Raw genomic sequence first — 18,032 nt, 5'->3', positions numbered from 1 at the left:
GTACCCGCAGGTAGCCGGGGCTCATAGGCTGAGGTCCATGATGGTCCCCGCCGCTCTGCTGCTGCTCGGCGCCCTGACCGCGGTGCTCGCTCCCCGCCTGCTGGCCCGGGCCCGGTGGCCCGGGCGCGAGCCGGTCGTGGCGCTGTGGGTGTGGCAGTGCGTGGTCGGCGCGGTGCTCCTGTGCTTCGGACTGTCGATGCTGCTGAGCGCGGCGGCCGCCTGGCAGGCGGTCCGCGGGTGGCTCTTCGCCTCCGCGCCGCGCGGGGTGGTCGACGCCTACGCCCTCGGCCCCTCCGGCGGCCCGTGGGCGGCCGGCACGGCGCTCGCGCTGGCGGCCGGCGCGCTGTGGACCGGGGCGATGCTGACGCGCGAGGTGCTGCGGGCGCGGGCCCGGCGGCGCGCGCAGGACAGCGAACTGCTGCTGCGGGCCCCGCTGTTGCCCGGGGAGGACCCCGTGGGTGCGCGGCTCGTCGTACTGGAGGGTCCGCGGCCGGACGCGTGGTGGCTGCCGGGGCCGGCGCCCCGGCTGGTGGTGACCACGGCGGCGCTCGGGCGGCTGAAGGGGAGCCAGCTGGACGCCGTACTGGCGCACGAGCAGAGTCACACGACCGCCCGGCACGACTGGCTGCTGCACTGCTCGCGGGCGCTGGCCGGGGGGTTCCCTCAGGTGCCGGTGTTCGCGGCCTTCGAGGCGGAGATGCACCACCTCGTGGAGCTGGCGGCCGACGACTCGGCCTCGCGGCGGTACGGGCGGCTCACGGTGGCGCTGGCCCTGGTCGGACTCAACGAGGACCGGGGTGCGTTCGGCCCCGGCGCGACCCCCGACGCGCACGTCCCCCAGCGGGTGCGGCGGCTGCTGGCGGCGGAGCCCCGCCTTCCGGCGACACGCAGGCTCCGGCTCACGGCGCTGGCCGCGCTGCTCCCGGCGATACCCCTGCTGGTCGCGTTCGTACCGGGACTGAGCGCCCTCGCCTGAGGGCCTGAGCGTCCGGAGCGCGTGCCGGTGCGAGGATCACCCGCATGCGGAGCGATCACTTGCGGTGGGCGGGCGTCGGATGCGCGCTGCTCGGGAGCGTCCTGACGGTGCTGGTGGTGGTGTGGCGGCCACTGCTGTCCTACGACGAGCAGCTGGCCGGGGATCTGCACACCTATGCCGTCACCCACCCTCGTGTCACCCGGTTGGTGGCGGTGCTGAGCGACTGGGTGTGGGACCCGTGGACCATGCGGGCGCTGGCCGCCGTCGCCTGTGCGGTGTTGTGGTGGCTCGGCGACCGGGAGCGGGCGTGGCGGGTGGCGCTGGCCGTGGTGGCGGCCTCGGTGGTGCAGCAGGGGCTGAAGGCGCTGGTCGGGCGGGAACGGCCGGTGTGGCCGGACCCGGTGGACTCGGCGCAGTACGCGGCCTACCCGTCGGGCCACGCCCTGACGGCGACGGTGGTGTGCGGGCTGCTGCTGTGGCTGCTCCCCCGGCCGTCCGCCTGGGCACCCGCCGCTTGGGTGCTGGCCGTCGTTTCGGTGCTCGGGGTCGGATTCACCCGGATCTACCTGGGGGTGCACTGGCTGTCGGACGTGGTCGGGGGCTGGCTGCTGGGCGTGGCCCTGCTGGCTCTCGTGACCACGGTTCCGGTCCGCCGGCGCGGCTCCGCCGCCGCCGGGCCGTGAAGGTTCGGGTGTGCCTGCTCTGGGCGATCCCCCGTGTCACCCAGAGCAGGCGACCCCGTGCGCTGAGTATATTGGCTCCGAGCCAGTCAACGCAGGAGTAAGCATGTCCCCGCGCAGCCCATCGGTCAATGAAGAATTGCGCAGACGTTCCCGGGAGCGGCTGCTCCATGCCACGGTCGAACTCGTAGCCGAGCGCGGGTACGAGGCCACGACGCTCGGCGACATCGCCGACCGGGCGGGCGCGGCGCGCGGCCTGGTCTCGTACTACTTTCCGGGCAAGCGGCAGTTGCTGCAGTCGGCCGTGCACCGGCTGATGCACCTCACCCTGCACGCGGCGCTGGAGCGGGAGCCGCGCACGGACGACGGGCGGGAGCGGCTCGCGCGCGCGATCGACGCGATCCTCGGACTGGCCCGGGACGAGCCGCTGCTGATGCGGACGCACATGGCGGGCATCCTCACCGCCGAGGGCTTCGTGCAGTGCCCGGAGCAGCAGAGGCTCGCGGAGCTGTTGCGGGACACGGTTTCGCGGTACGGCTCGCCGGACGTGGACGCGGACTATCCGCTGCTGCGGGCCCTGTTGATGGGCGCGGTGGTGGCGGTGCTGCTGCCGGGTGCGCCGATGCCGTCGGCGCGGCTGCGGGCGGAGCTGTTCCAGCGGTACGGGCTGGATTGGGAGCTGGGCGTTCCGCCGGACGGCGGGCCGGCCGGCGGAACGATTCACTAGGCCCTGGTCAGTGGTACTCGGGCTGGGTCTGCACGTTGAGCCGTTCCAGCCACACCCACTTGGCGCTCTCGGTGCGCCAGTCGTCGAGCCTCAGCACGTCGAGGCCCTTGGCGATGTCGTTCGAGTAGATGTGCCCGTTGTAGTAGTACGCCGACCAGGAGCCGCCGAGGCCGAGCCGGTCCGTCGTCAGCGGTCCGCGCTCGAAGTACGCGATCTCCTTGGGCCGGCTGGAGTCGGTGAACTCCCATACCGAGATGCCGCCCTGGTACCAGGCCTGCACCATGATGTCGCGGCCGCCGCCCACCGGGATCAGCGAGCCGTTGTGGGCCACGCAGTTCTCGGTGTCGGCCTGGTGGCGCGGGATCTTGAAGTAGCTGCGGAAGACGAGCTTGCGCTGGTCCCCGCTGCCGGTGATGTCGTAGATCCCGTCGGCGCCCCGGTTGGGGCCGGTGGCCTCGTTGCAGGTGGCGCCGCCACCGCCGCCGAGTTCGTCGGTGAACACCACCTTGTTCGCCCGCTCGTTGAAGCTCGCCGAGTGCCAGAAGGCGAAGTTCACGTTGTCCTGGACCCGGTCGATGACGCGTGGCTGCTCGGGCTTGCTGATGTCGAAGAGGATGCCGTCACCCATGCAGGCGCCGGCGGCCAGGTTCTTCGAGGGCAGCACGGTGATGTCGTGGCAGCCGGTGGTCTTGGAGACGCCGGGGTTGGTGGGTGCGCCCGGGTTTCCGCCGTCGGGGAAGAGGACCGGGAAGCCGACGACCGCGGCCTGCGTCGGCGCCTTCTTCGGGACCTTCACGACCGAGATCCCGTCGTGCGGCGGCTTGCAGTCGGGGAAGGCGTCGTTCGGGGAGTACGAGGCGACGTAGACGTAGATGTCCCGGCCGCCCGGCACCAGGGTGTGCGTGTGGGAACCGCAGGCCGTCTCCACGGACTTGATGTACTTGGGGTTCTTCTTGTCCTTGATGTCGAAGATCTTTATGCCCTCCCACGAGGACTTCTCCGTCGCGGGCTGCGAGACGCTGTTGCAGGAGTCGTCGCTGCGCGAGGAGTCGGTGGAGAGGAAGAGCAGGTCACCGAGGACGGAGATGTCGTTCTGACCGCCGGGGCAGAGCACCTGGGTGACGGTCTTCGGTGCCTTCGGGTTGGCGATGTCGTAGATCGTGAAGCCGTTGTAGTTGCCCGCGTAGGCGTACCTGCCCTGGAAGGCCATGTCCGAATTGATCACGGCAGGGTCGGCCGAGGGGATGTTGGCCAGGGGCTTGATATTGGCACTGTGCACGATCTCGTCCTGGCCGGGTATCTCGCCCGGGGCGAGTTCCCGGCCGGCGGCGATGCCCGCGCCGCCCTGCTGGTTGCCGTAGCCGGGCGCCAAGTCGCCCGGGTCCGGGGTGGCGGCGGCCGGTCCGGCCGCCAGTAGCGCGGTGAGGAGTCCGGCCGCCGCGACGACCGCCCCCACCCTCCCTTTTCGCAGTCTCCTGCTGTGGTGCGAGGTCACTGTGCCCTCCCATGGGAGTCCGATCGATTCCGTTCGGGGTGGGAACGGAACCAGGACCCCGGCAGTATCTTCCTTTCCATGGACATGGCAATAGCCCCCTGCGGCCGCAAGGCGTCTCCGGAACGGCTTCGCCGCTTCATCGGCGCGGCCGCCACCGCCGGTCTCCTGCTCGTGCTCGCCGGCTGCGATGCGGACGGCGGCACGGACCGGGCGGACGACGGACGGCCCGTCGTGATCGCCCCCGGCAAACCGGGCGAGGCGGCGCGCACCCTCACCCCCGAGCAGGCCGCGAAGGAGAAGCCCGACGACAGTCCGAATGCCGCCGACCACGCCTACGTACAGGGCATGGTCGAACACCACAAGCAGGCCCTGACGATGAGCGCGCTGGCCCCGCAGCGGGCCTCGGCGGACGGGGTCAAGAGACTGGCGGAGCGGATCGCGGCCGCCCAGGGCCCCGAGATCGGGGCGATGGAGAAGTGGCTCGCCCTCCATCCGGCGCCGGCCGCCGGCACCGGCGGGCACGCCCACGACCACTCCGTGATGCCGGGCATGGCGACGGAGCAGCAGCTCAAGGAGCTGGCCGAGGCTTCTGGGGTCGACTTCGACGGGCTCTTCCTCAAGCTGATGACCGCCCACCACGAGGGCGCGCTGAAGATGGCCGGCGAGGCACTGGCCGGCGGCAACAACGTGGCGGTCGAGGAGATGGCCACCGAGGTGGTCGCCACGCAGAGCGCCGAGATCCACCGGATGCGCGCGATGGGCTGACGGCGGAGGGAGCCGGTGTCATGCTGGGACCACCTGCGGGAGGAGCTCCGCCGTGCTTCGAATCGCCGTCGTCGGATCGGGCCCCAGCGGGGTCTACGCGGCCCAGACGCTGGTCCAGCAACGTGAAGTGCCCGGCGTGGTCGTCGACGTACTGGACCGGCTGCCCGCACCGTACGGGCTCGTGCGGTACGGGGTCGCGCCGGACCACGAGAAGATCAAGTCGCTTCAGGGCAGCCTGCGCACCGTGCTGGAGGACGAGCGGATCCGCTTCCTCGGGAACGTCGAAGTGGGCGGGCCCGAGCTGCCCACGGAGCGGCTGCTGGAGCTCTACCACGCGGTGGTCTACTGCGTGGGCGCCGCCCGGGACCGGCTGCTCGGCATCCCGGGCGAGGAGTTCGCCGGGGTGCACTCCGCGACCGCGTTCGTGTCCTGGTACAGCGGGCACCCGGATGCGGTCGACGAGCGCTTCGACCTGCCCGGGGTGGACTCGGCGGTCGTCGTCGGCGCGGGCAACGTCGCGGTGGACGTGACGCGGATCCTGGCCCGGGGGCAGGCCGAGCTGGCGCCGACCGACATGCCGCAGCCGGCACTGGGCGCGCTCGCGCGGAGCGGGGTGCGGCAGGTGGCGATGGTGGCCCGCCGGGGGCCTTCGCAGGGCAAGTTCACCACCAAGGAGCTGCGGGAGCTGGGCACGCTGCCGGAGGTGGACACCGTGGTCGACCCGGCCGAGCTGGCCATCGACCCGGCCTACACGGATCCGGCCGTGGCCGCCGCCCTGCCCGCCGTGGCCCGGCGCAACCTGGAGGCGCTGCGCGGCTGGGCCGGCGCCGCCCCCGGCGGCGCCCCGCGCCGGATCGCGCTGCGGTTCTACCTGCGCCCGGTGGAGATCCTCGGCGGGCCCGACGGCCGGGTCACCGGGATGCGCTTCGAGCGGACCGCCCCGGACGGCACGGGCGGGGTGACGGGGACGGGCGTCTACGAGGACATCGAGGCGCAGCTGGTGCTGCGCTCGGTGGGGTACAAGGGAGTCCCGCTGGCCGGGCTGCCCTTCGACCCGGCGAAGGGCACGGTCCCGCACGCGGCGGGGCGGGTGCTGCGCGCGGGCCGGGCCTCGGTCGGCGAGTACGTGGCGGGCTGGATCAAGCGCGGCCCGACGGGCGTGATCGGCACCAACCGGCCCTGCGCCAAGGAATCCGCGTCCTCACTGCTCCAGGACGCGGGCGCGCTGGCCCGGCGCGAACTCGCCGGCGACCCCTTGGACGCCCTGCGGGCGGCGGGCCTGCACCCGGTCGAGTGGCCGGGCTGGCTGGCCGTCGAGACGGCCGAGGCCGACCTGGGGCGCTCCCTCGGCCGGGGCTCGGTGAAGATCCCGGACTGGGCGGGCCTGTTGGGGGCCGCCGGTCTCGCGTAGCGTGGTCCGACCTCAGAGCCACGGGAGGGGATTTGGTAGTGGTGGATGCGACAGGGAGGGCGGCCTCCGGACCTCCGGTCGGGCACGGGACTCCGGGTGCGAACCCTTCCCCCGCGCTGCCCCCTCGACCCGTCTGGTGCGAGACGGGCACGGGCGTATTCCCCTACGCGGCCCGGGCCGGAGGATGTTGGTGGGTCCTGCGGCTCAACGACTTCCCCGAGCATCCCCTGTACACCTTGTTCGCCGACGCGCGCGTCGTCGGTGACATCGAGGACGCCCCGGCCGCCTGGCGGCTGCCGCCCCGCGCGACGCTGCCCGCTCTCTCCTCGCCGGAGCGAGCGGAGGTACTCCGCCTGATGGCCGGCCTAGGCCCTTATGGCGCCGAGCGCGGCAGCCCGTGCGCAGGCGACTGGTGCACGTGCATCATCCTCACCGATGCGTACGCGGCTCGGCGCGATCCGCCGGCGACCCCCTAGCCGGGACCCGCCCGGCCGAGCCGCCCGGCCTCGGCCGCCGCCCCCGTCAGCACGGCGTCGAGCAGGCCGGGGAAGAGGGACTCCAGCTCGTCCCGGCGCAGGGAGTTGAGCTTCGTGGTGCCCTGGTAGGTCTGGCGTACGACGCCGCTCTCGCGCAGGACGCGGAAGTGGTGCGTGGTCGTCGACTTGGTGACCGGCAGGTCGAAGTACGAGCACGCCAGCTCCGCCGCCGAGGCGTCGAGGTCCCGGACGATGGACAGCCGGACCGGGTCGGAGAGCGCGTGCAGCACGCCCTCCAGGCGGATCCCGGCCGCCTCGGGGTGGGCGAGCGTGCGGGCCGCGTCCCGTTCCGTCATGTCCCTGCTCCGCTCACTCGGGCTGCTCCGGCTCCCATCGTACGAGAGTCGTCGTAGGAGTCGTACGCCCCCCGGATCACCAGGAGCGGTGGTACTGCTCGGGCATGCGCACGTCCCCGCCCAGCTCGGCGGCCGCGCGGCGGGCCCAGTACGGATCGCGCAGCAGTTCCCGGCCCAGCAGGACCGCGTCGGCCTCGCCGTTGGCCAGGATCTTCTCCGCCTGCTCCGGTTCGGTGATCAGGCCGACGGCCGCCACGGGCAGGGAGGTCTCCGCCTTGACCCGGGCCGCGAAGGGCACCTGATAGCCCGGCCCGACCGGGATGGTCACCCCGGGTGCGAGGCCGCCGGTGGAGACGTCGAGGAGGTCCACTCCGTGCTCCTGCAGCAGTCCGGCCAGCCGGACCGTCTCGTCGGCGGTCCAGCCGTTCTCCTCCAGCCAGTCGGTGGCGGAGATCCGGAAGAACAGCGGGAGCTCCTCGGGCCACGCCGCCCGTACGGCGTCCACGACTTCGAGGGCGAAGCGGGTGCGGTTCTCGAAGGAGCCGCCGTACTCGTCGGTGCGCTTGTTGCTGTGCGGGGAGAGGAACTCGCCGATCAGGTAGCCGTGGGCGCCGTGGATCTCGACGACCTCGTAGCCCGCGGCCAGCGCGCGCCCGGCGGCAGCCGTGAACCGGCCCTTGATCTCGTCGATCTCATCGAGCGTCAGCTCGTGCGGCACCGGGTGGCCCTCGGCGAACGGAACGGCGCTCGGGGCGACCGTCTGCCAGCCGTGCGCCTCCGGTCCGACCGGGGCGCCCCCCTTCCAGGTGCGGTCGGTGGACGCCTTGCGGCCGGCGTGCCCGATCTGGATGCCGGGCACGGTGCCCCGGGACTTGAGGAAGGAGGTGATCCGGCGCAGCGCCTCGACCTGCGTGTCGTTCCAGATGCCGAGGTCGTACGGGGTGATCCGGCCCTCCGGGGAGACCGCGGTGGCCTCCTGGATGATCAGGCCGGTGCCGCCCACGGCGCGGGCCGCGTAGTGCGCGAAGTGCCAGTCGTGCGCCACGCCGGCGTTCGGGCCGAAGGCCTCGGCGCTGTACTGGCACATCGGGGCCATCCACACGCGGTTCGGGATGGTCACCGAGCGCAGGGTGTGGGGTGCGAACAGGGCGGCGAAGGCCGTGGGGGCGGTGGAGGCGGGGGCGATGGAGGCAGCACTCATCAGGGATCTCCAGATGTCACCGGGTGCGCCGGGGACCGGCGCTAAGTACGAGAGTCACCGTACTACGAAATCTCTCGTACTACGAGACCTGCCGTACAAGCTCGTCCAGCTCGGCGCGCAACGCCCCGGTCAGGGCCGCCAGGTCCGGTACGGCCGCCGCGTCGGCGACCAGGCCGTAGTGGACCGTGCCCTGGTAGGTGGAGACCGCGACGGCCAGGGACTGGCCGTGGGCCAGCGGGGCGAGCGGGTAGACCGCGCGGACCCGGCTCCCGCCGAGGGCGAAGGCGAGGCCGGGCAGCGGGACGCTGGTGACCAGGATGTCGAAGAGCAGCCGGGCCGCCTGGGCGACGAGGGGGCCGCCGAGCCGGTGGCCCAGCGGGTGGACGTGGTCGGCGAGCAGGGCGACGGCCCCGGCGCCGCGCGACGGCCCCGCGTCCTTGTTGCGGTCCATGCCGGTGCGTACGGAGTCCAGCCGGCGCAGCGGGTCGGCCTCGGCGATCGGGAGCCTCAGCAGGTAGCCGGAGAGCCGGTTCCCGGCGCCGGTGCCGGGCCTGCCCCGGCGGGACACGGGGATCAGGGCGCGCGGGCCCGGCCCGCCGGGCACCGGATCGCCGCGCCCGGCCAGCCAGCGCCGCAGCGCGCCGGCGACCAGGGTGATCAGCACGTCGTTGACGGTGCCGCCCGCGCCCTTGCGGACCAGGTTGACCTCGTCCAGGTCGAGGGCGAGGCCCGCGACGGTACGCACGCCGGTGCCGCTGCCCGCGCGGACGGAGTCCGCGACGAGGGCGGCGGGGACCCCGAGCGGCAGTCCGCCCCGGGCCACGGCGGCGCCGATCTCCAGGGCCTGGCCGACTTCCTGGACCCGGGCCGCCAGGGCTCCGGGGAGCCGGCGCAGGGCGGAGCCGGCCCGCTGCTCGGGGACCGGGCGCGCGGGAGTCCGTAGCGGCGCCCCCTGCTCGAACCCGTCGAAGAGGGCGGCCGCGAGCGCGAGGGCGCCCATGCCGTCGGCGAGGGCGTGGTGGAATTTGAACAGGACCGCGAAGGTCTCCGGGTCGGGGCCGGCCAGTACGTGCGCCTCCCAGGGCGGCAGGTCCCGGTCCAGCGGCCGCGCCATCAGCGGCCCGGCGGCGGCGTGCGGATCCGCGGCGTCGGTGCGTACGAGGAACACGTGGCGGGCCGGGTCGAAGCCGGGGTCCGGCGACCAGGCGGCCGCGCCGACCGGCAGCAGCACGTCCCGGATCCGGCGGCGCAGGCCCGGCACGGCGGCGCAGCGGGCGGCGAGCAGCTCGGCGGCGCGTTCCGCGGCGGGCCGGGCGGCGGGCTCGGCGGCGGTGGGCCCGCCCGCCGCTTCGAAGACCGCCAGGGCGCCGAGGTGCATGGGGTGGGCGGCGGATTCGATCCGCCAGAAGGCGAGGTCGAGCGGGGAGAGGTGCTCGGTGGCCACGTAGGTCCTCTCGCGTGCGGCGGTGATGGCCTGAAGTCAACCCATTCCGAACACCTACATGCAAGTAGCAATCATTTCCTGTCGGTAAATGATCAGTGTCGATCGGCTACGCGGGAGTCCGAGGCGCCCGCCGGGCCACTGTCAGTGGGCGGGTGCAGACTGGCCGAAAAGATGAGGTCCGAGTCCGGAGGTGCCGGCCATGGCCGAGGTACTGCTGCTCGTGGGAACCCGCAAGGGACTGTTCATCGGCCGTCGCCGCGGCGCCGGTCCATGGGAGTTCGGCGGACCGCACTTCAACGCCGAGGCCGTGTACGCGGTGGCCGTCGACCGGCGGGGACCGGCGCCCCGGCTGCTCGTCGGCGGGGACAGCTCGCACTGGGGGCCGTCCGTCTTCACCTCCGACGACCTCGGGAAGACCTGGCGGGAGCCCGCGGCGCCCGCCGTGAAGTTCCCCAAGGACACCGGCGCCTCGCTGGAGCGGGTCTGGCAGCTGCAGCCGGCCGGCCCGGAGGCCCCGGACGTGGTGTACGCGGGGACGGAGCCCGCCGCGCTGTTCCGCTCCACGGACCGGGGCGAATCCTTCGAGCTGGTCCGCCCGTTGTGGGAACATCCGAGCCGCTCGAAGTGGGAGCCGGGCGGTGGCGGCGAGGGCCTGCACACGGTGATCACCGACCCGCGCGACGCGGACGCGCTGACCGTGGCCGTCTCCACCGCGGGGGTGTTCCGCACCGGGGACGGCGGCGCCAGCTGGTCGCCGTCCAACGAGGGGGTCTCGGCGGTGTTCCTGCCGGATCCGCATCCCGAGTTCGGCCAGTGCGTGCACAAGATCGCCCGGGACGCCGGGGACACGGACCGGCTGTACCTGCAGAACCACTGGGGCGTGTACCGCAGCGACGACGCGGGCACCCGGTGGACGGACATCGGCGACGGGCTGCCCTCGGACTTCGGCTTCGCGGTGGCCACCCACCCGCACCGGGCGGACACCGCGTACGTCTTCCCCCTCAACGCCGACTCCGACCGGGTCCCGGCCGAGCGCCGGTGCCGGGTCTTCCGCACCCGGGACGCGGGAGCCACGTGGGAACCGCTCTCGAAGGGGCTACCGGCCGGGGACCACTACGGCACGGTGCTGCGGGACGCGCTGTGCACGGACGACGCGGACCCGGCAGGGGTCTACTTCGGCAACCGCAACGGCGAGCTGTACGCCAGTCACGACGACGGCGAGAGCTGGGAGTTGCTCGCCGAGCACCTGCCGGACGTACTGTGCGTACGCGCGGCCGTGCTGAACGGTTAGGGCCCGCGGGCCGGCCGCCCGGTCGGCCGGCCCGCCGGGCAGTCGCGCGGCCGGGCAGCTGCTCGGCCGGGTGGCCGGTCAGCCCGTCAGCCCGTCAGCCGCCCGGCCTGCCGTACGGCCTGCGACAGCTGCCGTACGGCGGGGTCCTCGGTGCGGCCGGCCAGCCGTTCCGCGTGCCCCGCGAGACTGTTCAGCGGGACCGCGCCCGGCACCCGCTCCCAGCCGCCGTCCCGTTCGCGCAGCGCCGACGCGAAGTACGCCGCCACCGCGGTGATCTGGAGGCGCGGGGGCGCCTCGGTCCACAAGTCCCCCGCCAGCGCCGCCGCTTCCACCCGGCCGGACTCCTCGTGCGGCGCCCGCGTGCGCGGGTCCAGCCAGCGCACCGTCGCCGTCGCCACGTGCCCGGCGGCGCCGGGGCGCAGCTTGACCGCGTACAGGGCTGTCACGGTGTGCCCCGAGCCGACCTCGCCGCCGTCCACGGTGTCGTCGCGGAACGCGTCGTCGTCGACGCGGCGGTTGTCGTAGCCGATCAGCCGGAACCGTTCGACGTTCGCCGGGTCGAAGGAGACCTGCGCCTTGGCGTCGCGGGCCCGCAGCTGCACCTGCGCGGGGAGATCGTCGCAGAACACCTTGCGGGCGCCCTCGACGTCGGAGACGTAGGTGGTGTGGCCGTCGCCCTTGTCGGCGAGGCGTTCCATGAAGGCGTCGTTGTACTGGCTGCCCACGCCCACGCCGAACAGGGTGATCCCGTGATCGGTCCGGGCGTCGGCGACCCGCCTCAGGATGGTGTCGGCAGAGGTGGCGCCGGTGTTGGCCAGGGCGTCGGAGAGCAGGACGACCCGGTTGGTGGCGCCGGGCCGCAACGCCTTGACCGCGACGTCGTACCCGCGCGTGACTCCCGCTTCCACGTTGGTGGAATCAGCCGTGCGCAGTCCGTCGATCACCTGGTGGATCCGGCCGCGGTGGCCTTCGACGCGGGTCATCGGCAGCCGGGTCTCGGCGGTGCCGCTGAAGGTGACGACGGCGACCGAGTCGTCCTCGCGCAGCCGGTCGGTCATCAGGTTCATGGAGGTGCGGACGAGGTCCAGGCGCCCGGGCTCGGCCATGGAGCCGGAGACGTCCACGACGAAGGTGAGGGCGGCGGGCGGCCGTCGGTCCGCGCCCTCCGTACCGCCCCCGGCGGAGCGGGTGGCGAGTCCCACCCGGACCAGCGACCAGCCCGGATCGGTGGTGCGGGCTCCGTCGACGGTGACCGAGAAGCCGTCGCCGTCGGGCTCCCGGTAGTCCTGCCGGAAGCTGTTGACGAACTCCTCGGGGCGTACGTTCGCGGGGTCGGGCAGGCTGCCGTCGGCGAGGGTGCGGCGGGCGTAGCCGTAGCTGGCGGTGTCCACGTCGAGGGCGAAGGTGGAGCGGTAGTCGGCGGGCGGCTTGGGGGCGAACCGCCCGTCGCTCTCGCCCTCCTGCCCGCCGCCACCGGGGAACGGGGCGGCGGGGGCGTCGGGCCTCGGCCGGGAATCGGTGCCGTTCACGGCCCGGTCGGTGGTCCGGTTCCCGCCGTCGTATCCGCAGCCGGTCAGCAGGACGCCCCCGGCGGCGAGCGCGGCGATCAGCCGGGCTCCGGTTCCGCTCCGGGCCGTACGGGGTGCTCTCAGTACTCGGGGCGCTCTGGACGTGCGGTCCTCATGGGGCTTCATGCCGTCTCCCTCGAAGCGTCGTCGGTCTTGAATCTGACGCGCGGGAAGGGCAGTTGGAGCCTTCGAAGCCATTGCGAACACGTATCGAAGCGACAACGGCAGGCGGAATGTCAAGGTCGGGTGTCGTTTTCGACGACGTCCCGCATCGGGGAGGTCGCGAATCGACTACGGCAGGCGCCAGTCCACCGGCTGGGCCCCCTGGCGGGCCAGGAGTTCGTTGGTGCGGCTGAAGGGCCGCGAACCGAAGAAGCCGCGGTCCGCCGACATCGGGGACGGGTGGGCGGACTCGATCGCCGGGAAGTCCCGGAGGAACGGCAGCAGGTTGCGGGCATCACGCCCCCACAGCACGGAGACCAGCGGCTTGCCACGGGCGGCGAGTGCGCGGATGGCCTGCTCGGTCACTTCCTCCCAGCCCTTGCCCCGGTGGGCTCCGGGCTTGCGGGGGGCCGTGGTGAGCGCCCTGTTGAGCAACAGCACGCCCTGCCGGGTCCAGGGCGTCAGGTCGCCATTGGAGGGCCGCGGAAGTCCGAGGTCCGTGTGCAGTTCGCGGAAGATGTTCTCCAGGCTTCCCGGCAGTTGGCGCACGTCGGGCGAGACGGCGAAGCTGTGGCCGATGGCCATGCCCGGAGTCGGGTAGGGGTCCTGCCCCATGATCAGGACGCGTACCTCGTCGAAGGGCTGCTGGAAGGCGCGCAGGACGTTCGCCCCGGCCGGGAGGTACGTCCGGCCTGCCGCGATCTCGGCGCGCAGGAAGTCGCCCATGGCCGCGACGCGGCCGGCCACGGGGCACAGGGCCTCGGCCCAGCCGGGCTCGACGAGTTGGTTCAAAGGAAGAGCTGCCACAACGCGTCACTCTACTGGCGCAGGGGTCCCCTTCCCGAACTCGGCCGACGGGATAAAGTACGACCGCTCGGTTTCTGTTCGGCTTCCGTGCTCGACCTCCCCGCCGTATCTGATATTCCTCGGATAAATACGGACAGATGCCACCCGAGAAGGCCCTCCCGAACACCTGGTTCCGATAAGCCAGTAGCATGCGGCGCCATGAGCTCCCCCACTGGGCCCGCAAATGGCCTGCCCGTACGAATGCCGCGACCCCGCCAGACCGGACGGCACCGCCGGCCCGAGCCAGCGGCGGCGCCCGAGGGCGCACCCGCGCTGGTGCTCGCCGTGCCCGGTGTCCCTTCGGCCGCCTCGCGCGGGCTGGCGGAAGAGATCATCAGCCTCGGCCGTTCCGAGCTGCCGGGCCTCGACGCCCGGATCGGCTTCCTCGATGGTTCCGACGACTCCGAGTTCCCCTCGCTGTCCGGCGTGCTGACCGCCGTCGCGACCGAGCGTGCCGCGCGCGCGGAGTTCGCGCGCGCCGCCGGCCACGAGGTGCCCGCGCCGACCGGCCCCGACGCCGTGGTCGTCCCGCTGCTGGTCGGTCCGGACGGCGGCCTGCTGCGCCGGGTCCGCCAGGCGCTGATGGACTCCTCGGCGGCCGCCGAGCTGGCCGACGTACTCGGCCCGCACCCGCTGCTCGCGGAGGGCCTGCACGTGCGGCTCTCCGAGGCGGGCCTGGCCCGCGCCGACCGCGCCCGGCTCTTCACCGTGACCACCGCCGCCGACGGCATCGTGCTGGCCACCACCGGCGGCGAGGAGGCCGTGCAGGCCGCCGGGATCACCGGCATGCTGCTCGCCGCCCGCCTCGCGGTGCCCGTGCAGGCCGCCGCGCTCGACCAGGAGGGCTCGGTGGCCGCGGTCGCCGACCAGCTGCGCCGCGAAGGCTCCACGCAGCTCGCGCTCGCCCCGTACCTGATCGGCCCGGAGGCCGCCGACGGGTTGCTGGACACCGCCTGCAAGGAGGCCGACTGCGCCACCGCCGAGGTGCTCGGCGCCTACGGTGCGCTCGGCAAGCTGGCCGTCGCGCAGTACTCCGCGGCCCTCGGGATCACCCAGGGCGCCTCTGCGCACTGACGTCCGTCCGCACCACGCGCGAGGGCCCGCCACCGGAATCCGGGGCGGGCCCTCGCGCGTACGGCTCCTAGCCGAGCAGGACGCAGGTGGCGGCGGGGACCGGAAGGGAGCCGGCGCGGCTCGGCCGCCCGGTCTCCGGGTCCACGTCGAACCAGGTGACGTCCCCCGAGCGCTCGTTGGCCACGTAGAGGCGGTTGCGCCAGAAGTCGAGGGCGAGGTCGCGGGGCCAGTGGCCCCCGCAGTCCACCGTGCCCACGAGGCGGGGCTTCTCGGGGCCGTCGGCGAGCGAGAGGGTGACGAGGTGGTCGGCGCCGCGCACGGCGACCCAGACGAAGCGGCCGTCGAGCGAGACCACGGCGGCGGAGGGATAGGCCCTGACCCCCTCCTCAAGGCCCCCCGGGACGGCCCCTGAAGGGGCCTCCACGGCGAGCGGAACCTCCGCGACCGGTTCCAGCCTCCCGGCCTCCGCGTCCCACCGGCAGACGGTCAGCAGCGGCCTCAGCTCGTTCACCACGTACGCCACCTCGTCGTCGGGATGGAAGACGAGGTGGCGCGGGCCGTTGCCGGGGGTGAGCGCGGTCTCGGAGTGCGTCCGCAGCGTGCCGGTGGCCTCGTCCAGCGCGCAGATCCGTACGGAGTCGGTGCCCAGGTCCACGCTCAGCACCCACCGGCCGCTCGGGTCGGGCAGCACCTGATGGGCGTGCGGGCCCTCCTGGCGCGCGGGGTCCGGGCCCGATCCGTGGTGCTGCAGCACCTGCGGGGGCCCGGTCAGGGATCCGTCCTCGGTGATGGCGACCGCGCCGACACCGCCCGAGGTGTAGTGGGCGGTGAGCAACCACGGCCAGGCGACGTCGAGGTGGGTGGGGCCCGCGCCGCCCACCGGCACGGGGGCACCGAGCGGTCGCAGCCCCCGGCCCTCCCCGATGAAGGCCCCGACCGTTCCCTCGGGGCTCTCGCTCACCGCGTAGACCACCCCGATGTGCACGCCTGACACCAGGTAGGAGGGGTCGGCCAGGGCGTCGGTGGTGGAGAGCTCCATGAGGGCTCCGGTCACCGGATCGAGGGCCGCGGTGGTGATGCCGCGCCCGCCCGACGAGGTGAACGAGCCGATGTGGACCCGGTGTTCCGCCTCGTCGGCCGCTCTGTCTCCCATGCCCTGTCCCTCCGCCGATCGGTTCCGAGCCGACCGTAACAGAAGGTCTAGACCAAGTCGCGCCCCTGGGCCCTTTCCTGTGCGCCGGGGTGGTGCACGTACGCCGTGCTGCTCGGCCGGTCCTCGTAGGTGCGGTGGAAGACCGGGGTCGCGGAGCCGGAGATCGGCGGCACGATCCAGGACCAGTCCGCGCCCACCTCGCGCCCCTTGCGCTCCTCCCGTTCCATGTGCGAGAGGAAGCGCCGGGACTCGGTGTGGTGGTCGGCGATCGTGACCCCGGCGCGGTCGAAGGAGTGCAGCACCGCCCGGTTGAGCTCGACGAGCGCGCGGTCCTTCCAGAGCGATCGGTCGGTTGCGGTGTCCAGCCCGAGGCGGCGGGCGACCGCGGGGAGCAGGTTGTACCGGTCGGTGTCGGCCAGGTTGCGGGCGCCGATCTCGGTGCCCATGTACCAGCCGTTGAAGGGGGCCGCCGGGTAGTGGATGCCGCCGATCTCCAGGCACATGTTGGAGATGGCGGGTACGGCGTGCCAGCGGAGCCCCCAGTCCGCCCAGCCGTCGCCCTCCGGGTGCTCGATCGGCACCTCCAGTACGGCGTCCGCCGGGAGGTCGAACCAGCGGGGTTTGTCGTCGACGCCCTGGACCACGAGCGGGAGCAGGTCGAAGGGGGTGCCGGAGCCGCCGGTCCAGCCGAGGCGGAGCAGGGATTCGGTGAGCGCCGCGTTACGGGCGTCGCCGACCGTTATCGACGGATGGTCGCCGTAGCCGGCGTACCGGACGAGCTGCTCGCTCCAGATCAGCGGGCCGGGGGCCTCCGGGGTGTCCGGGGCGAAGACCGTGATCGTGGGCCGGACCCGGCCCCCGTTGGTGGCCTCGCGCAGGTGCTCGAAGCACTCGGCGGCGATCTCGTCGCCGCTCGTGAGCTCGCGGCGGTCGCGGACCCGCAGCGAGTTCCAGTAGAGCCTGCCTATGCAGCGGTTGCTGTTGCGCCACGCGACGCGGGCTCCGTGAACCAGTTCCTCAGGGGTGTGCCGGTAGGTGCCGGTCTCCGCGAGCTCGGCCCGCACTGCGGCGAGCCGGGCACGCGGATCACCGGCCTCGTGGTTCTCCCTGTGGAAGAGTCGGATGAACTCCTCGGCCGCTTCCCACACCTGAGCGGTGGTGGAGCGCTGTTGAAGTATTCCCATTCCGGGCGGTTACCCCCTGTCCGACCAGATCCACCCTGTACATGCCGGATGAATGTGCAATGAACAATCACCCTTTGTACATGCCGCAGGTCAGCGAGGTGCGAGAGGCGCGCCCGGAACACTCCTCCGTGTGTTCTTCGACGAAGGGGCTGCGGGGCGGTCTCGCGGGGCGTACGATGCGCCGAAATCCCGGAGTTGACCGTGCGGACGCCGTGCGGACGCCGTGCGACGCCGTGTGCGCGAGGGCGTTCAGAGGCAGGGCCTCGCCATGAACAGCGCCCGCTCGCCGGCCGAGGGCGTGCCCCCGTAGAGGGTGGTGTCGAGGCCGCAGAGGGTGAATCCCATGCGCCGATAGGCATGCACAGCAGGGGCGTTGACGCTGCTCACCTCCAACCAGAGGTGTTCGGCGCCCCGTTCGCGGGCGAACTCGGCGGCGTGCTCCATCAGTGCGCGCCCGATGCCCCGGCCCCGATGGGCGGGCGAGACCTCGATGTCCTCGATGGTGAGGCGGCGGTTCCAGGCGGCGTAGCCGACGGCGACGAACCCGCACAGCCGCTCGCCGTCGAGGGCCACGTACGTACACGCGTCCCCGTCGGCGCCGGAGCCGCGGCCGAGCCCCTGCTCGTCGTGCTCCTCGGGCGGGAACTCCTTGTACACCGGCGGGTCGGCTGGGACCTCGCGGAGCAGGAAGCCGAGGCCGGCATCGGCCGGGGCGACCTCGAAGACCGTGGCGGTGATGAAGGAGCCGTCCAGGGCCTCGATGGCACCCGCGTCCTCCGGGCGGGCGAGGCGGTAGACGATGCCGTCGGCGGAGCCGTGTGCGGTGGTCATGAGATCCACGGTACGCAAAAAATCCCCCGGCCGAATTCGCTGCCGAGGGAGGAGAGAGCGTATATTGATTGATTCACGCCTTTGCTGAAAACAAAAACGTGAACAACCTTACGAGGACACTGTAGCGCGGTGGGAGTGCAATTGTCAACCGAGGAATTCCGGAAAGAGCAGCAATTCGTCACGGACCTCTATCGGCGCCTCGACGACCTGCGTGACCAGGCCGAACGTGCCGTGGAAGGGGCGTTGCGCGATGTCGGGACCGGAGCCCAGGCCCGACTTGAGCGCGATGTCCTGGTGGCCGAACAGTCCGCACTTCAAGCCGCTCTGAATGCTGGGGAGAACGGCCTCTGTTTCGGCCGTCTGGAGTTCTCCGACGGCCGCGACCACCACAT

General features: G+C 72.9%; 17 protein-coding genes. 7 read left to right on the top strand and 10 right to left on the bottom strand.

Going from position 1 to position 18,032, the window contains the following annotated elements; genetic code table 11:
- Positions 1-37 precede the first annotated feature (37 nt).
- The 3 genes from OG625_RS33915 to OG625_RS33905 all read left to right on the top strand — a co-directional run bounded on the left by OG625_RS33915 (position 38) and on the right by OG625_RS33905 (position 2,383).
- Positions 38-976, top strand: coding sequence for a M56 family metallopeptidase (locus OG625_RS33915; RefSeq protein WP_329388624.1), 939 nt, complete (start codon positions 38-40; stop codon positions 974-976).
- Between the two features lie 44 nt (positions 977-1,020).
- Positions 1,021-1,659, top strand: coding sequence for a phosphatase PAP2 family protein (locus OG625_RS33910; protein ID WP_329388622.1), 639 nt, complete (start codon positions 1,021-1,023; stop codon positions 1,657-1,659).
- A gap of 103 nt (positions 1,660-1,762) precedes the next feature.
- Positions 1,763-2,383, top strand: coding sequence for a TetR/AcrR family transcriptional regulator (locus OG625_RS33905; RefSeq protein WP_329388620.1), 621 nt, complete (start codon positions 1,763-1,765; stop codon positions 2,381-2,383).
- Between the two features lie 7 nt (positions 2,384-2,390).
- Here OG625_RS33905 and OG625_RS33900 read toward each other — a convergent pair whose 3' ends face one another.
- Positions 2,391-3,878 carry an LVIVD repeat-containing protein gene (locus OG625_RS33900; protein ID WP_329388618.1) on the bottom strand — a complete coding sequence of 496 codons (1,488 nt, stop codon included), beginning with the start codon at positions 3,876-3,878 and terminating at the stop codon, positions 2,391-2,393.
- Between the two features lie 78 nt (positions 3,879-3,956).
- Here OG625_RS33900 and OG625_RS33895 point away from each other — a divergent pair, with 78 nt between their 5' ends.
- The gene (locus OG625_RS33895) at positions 3,957-4,643 is read left to right on the top strand and encodes a DUF305 domain-containing protein (RefSeq protein WP_329388616.1); all 687 of its coding nucleotides are present in this window, start codon (positions 3,957-3,959) and stop codon (positions 4,641-4,643) included.
- A 52-nt stretch (positions 4,644-4,695) separates the two neighbouring features.
- Positions 4,696-6,054 (top strand): FAD-dependent oxidoreductase, encoded by a 1,359-nt coding sequence (locus OG625_RS33890; protein ID WP_329388614.1) that lies wholly within the window; start codon positions 4,696-4,698, stop codon positions 6,052-6,054.
- 472 nt (positions 6,055-6,526) lie between these two features.
- Here OG625_RS33890 and OG625_RS33885 read toward each other — a convergent pair whose 3' ends face one another.
- The 3 genes from OG625_RS33885 to OG625_RS33875 all read right to left on the bottom strand — a co-directional run bounded on the left by OG625_RS33885 (position 6,527) and on the right by OG625_RS33875 (position 9,531).
- Positions 6,527-6,886 (bottom strand): ArsR/SmtB family transcription factor, encoded by a 360-nt coding sequence (locus OG625_RS33885; RefSeq protein WP_329388612.1) that lies wholly within the window; start codon positions 6,884-6,886, stop codon positions 6,527-6,529.
- A 76-nt stretch (positions 6,887-6,962) separates the two neighbouring features.
- A complete protein-coding gene (locus OG625_RS33880) occupies positions 6,963-8,087 on the bottom strand; it encodes an NADH:flavin oxidoreductase/NADH oxidase (protein WP_329388610.1) in 1,125 nt (374 codons plus the stop codon).
- A gap of 79 nt (positions 8,088-8,166) precedes the next feature.
- Positions 8,167-9,531 (bottom strand): wax ester/triacylglycerol synthase family O-acyltransferase, encoded by a 1,365-nt coding sequence (locus OG625_RS33875; protein WP_329388608.1) that lies wholly within the window; start codon positions 9,529-9,531, stop codon positions 8,167-8,169.
- Positions 9,532-9,730: 199 nt separating this feature from the next.
- On the opposite strand from OG625_RS33875, the gene OG625_RS33870 reads away from it, so the two are divergent.
- Positions 9,731-10,822, top strand: coding sequence for a WD40/YVTN/BNR-like repeat-containing protein (locus OG625_RS33870; protein WP_329388605.1), 1,092 nt, complete (start codon positions 9,731-9,733; stop codon positions 10,820-10,822).
- Between the two features lie 86 nt (positions 10,823-10,908).
- Here the strand turns inward: OG625_RS33870 and OG625_RS33865 are convergent, their stop codons facing one another.
- The gene (locus OG625_RS33865; protein WP_329388603.1) at positions 10,909-12,516 is read right to left on the bottom strand and encodes a vWA domain-containing protein; all 1,608 of its coding nucleotides are present in this window, start codon (positions 12,514-12,516) and stop codon (positions 10,909-10,911) included.
- A gap of 165 nt (positions 12,517-12,681) precedes the next feature.
- The gene (locus tag OG625_RS33860) at positions 12,682-13,359 is read right to left on the bottom strand and encodes a uracil-DNA glycosylase (protein WP_329388601.1); all 678 of its coding nucleotides are present in this window, start codon (positions 13,357-13,359) and stop codon (positions 12,682-12,684) included.
- Positions 13,360-13,557: 198 nt separating this feature from the next.
- Here OG625_RS33860 and OG625_RS33855 point away from each other — a divergent pair, with 198 nt between their 5' ends.
- Positions 13,558-14,472 (top strand): sirohydrochlorin chelatase, encoded by a 915-nt coding sequence (locus OG625_RS33855; protein WP_329388599.1) that lies wholly within the window; start codon positions 13,558-13,560, stop codon positions 14,470-14,472.
- A 67-nt stretch (positions 14,473-14,539) separates the two neighbouring features.
- On the opposite strand, the gene OG625_RS33850 is transcribed toward OG625_RS33855, so the two are convergent.
- The 4 genes from OG625_RS33850 to OG625_RS33835 all read right to left on the bottom strand — a co-directional run bounded on the left by OG625_RS33850 (position 14,540) and on the right by OG625_RS33835 (position 18,027).
- Positions 14,540-15,625 carry a lactonase family protein gene (locus OG625_RS33850; RefSeq protein ID WP_329388597.1) on the bottom strand — a complete coding sequence of 362 codons (1,086 nt, stop codon included), beginning with the start codon at positions 15,623-15,625 and terminating at the stop codon, positions 14,540-14,542.
- A 47-nt stretch (positions 15,626-15,672) separates the two neighbouring features.
- Positions 15,673-16,809, bottom strand: a complete 1,137-nt coding sequence (locus OG625_RS33845; protein WP_329388595.1) for a nitric oxide synthase oxygenase — start codon at positions 16,807-16,809, stop codon at positions 15,673-15,675.
- A gap of 249 nt (positions 16,810-17,058) precedes the next feature.
- A complete protein-coding gene (locus OG625_RS33840) occupies positions 17,059-17,640 on the bottom strand; it encodes a GNAT family N-acetyltransferase (RefSeq protein WP_329388593.1) in 582 nt (193 codons plus the stop codon).
- A 144-nt stretch (positions 17,641-17,784) separates the two neighbouring features.
- Positions 17,785-18,027 carry a hypothetical protein gene (locus OG625_RS33835; protein ID WP_329388591.1) on the bottom strand — a complete coding sequence of 81 codons (243 nt, stop codon included), beginning with the start codon at positions 18,025-18,027 and terminating at the stop codon, positions 17,785-17,787.
- Between the last annotated feature and the right edge of the window lie 5 nt (positions 18,028-18,032).

The sequence above is a fragment of the Streptomyces sp. NBC_01351 genome, from assembly GCF_036237315.1.
GTDB lineage: Bacteria > Actinomycetota > Actinomycetes > Streptomycetales > Streptomycetaceae > Streptomyces.
Note: the sequence above shows the minus strand (reverse complement) of the source record. Positions and strands in the feature narration are given on the sequence as shown.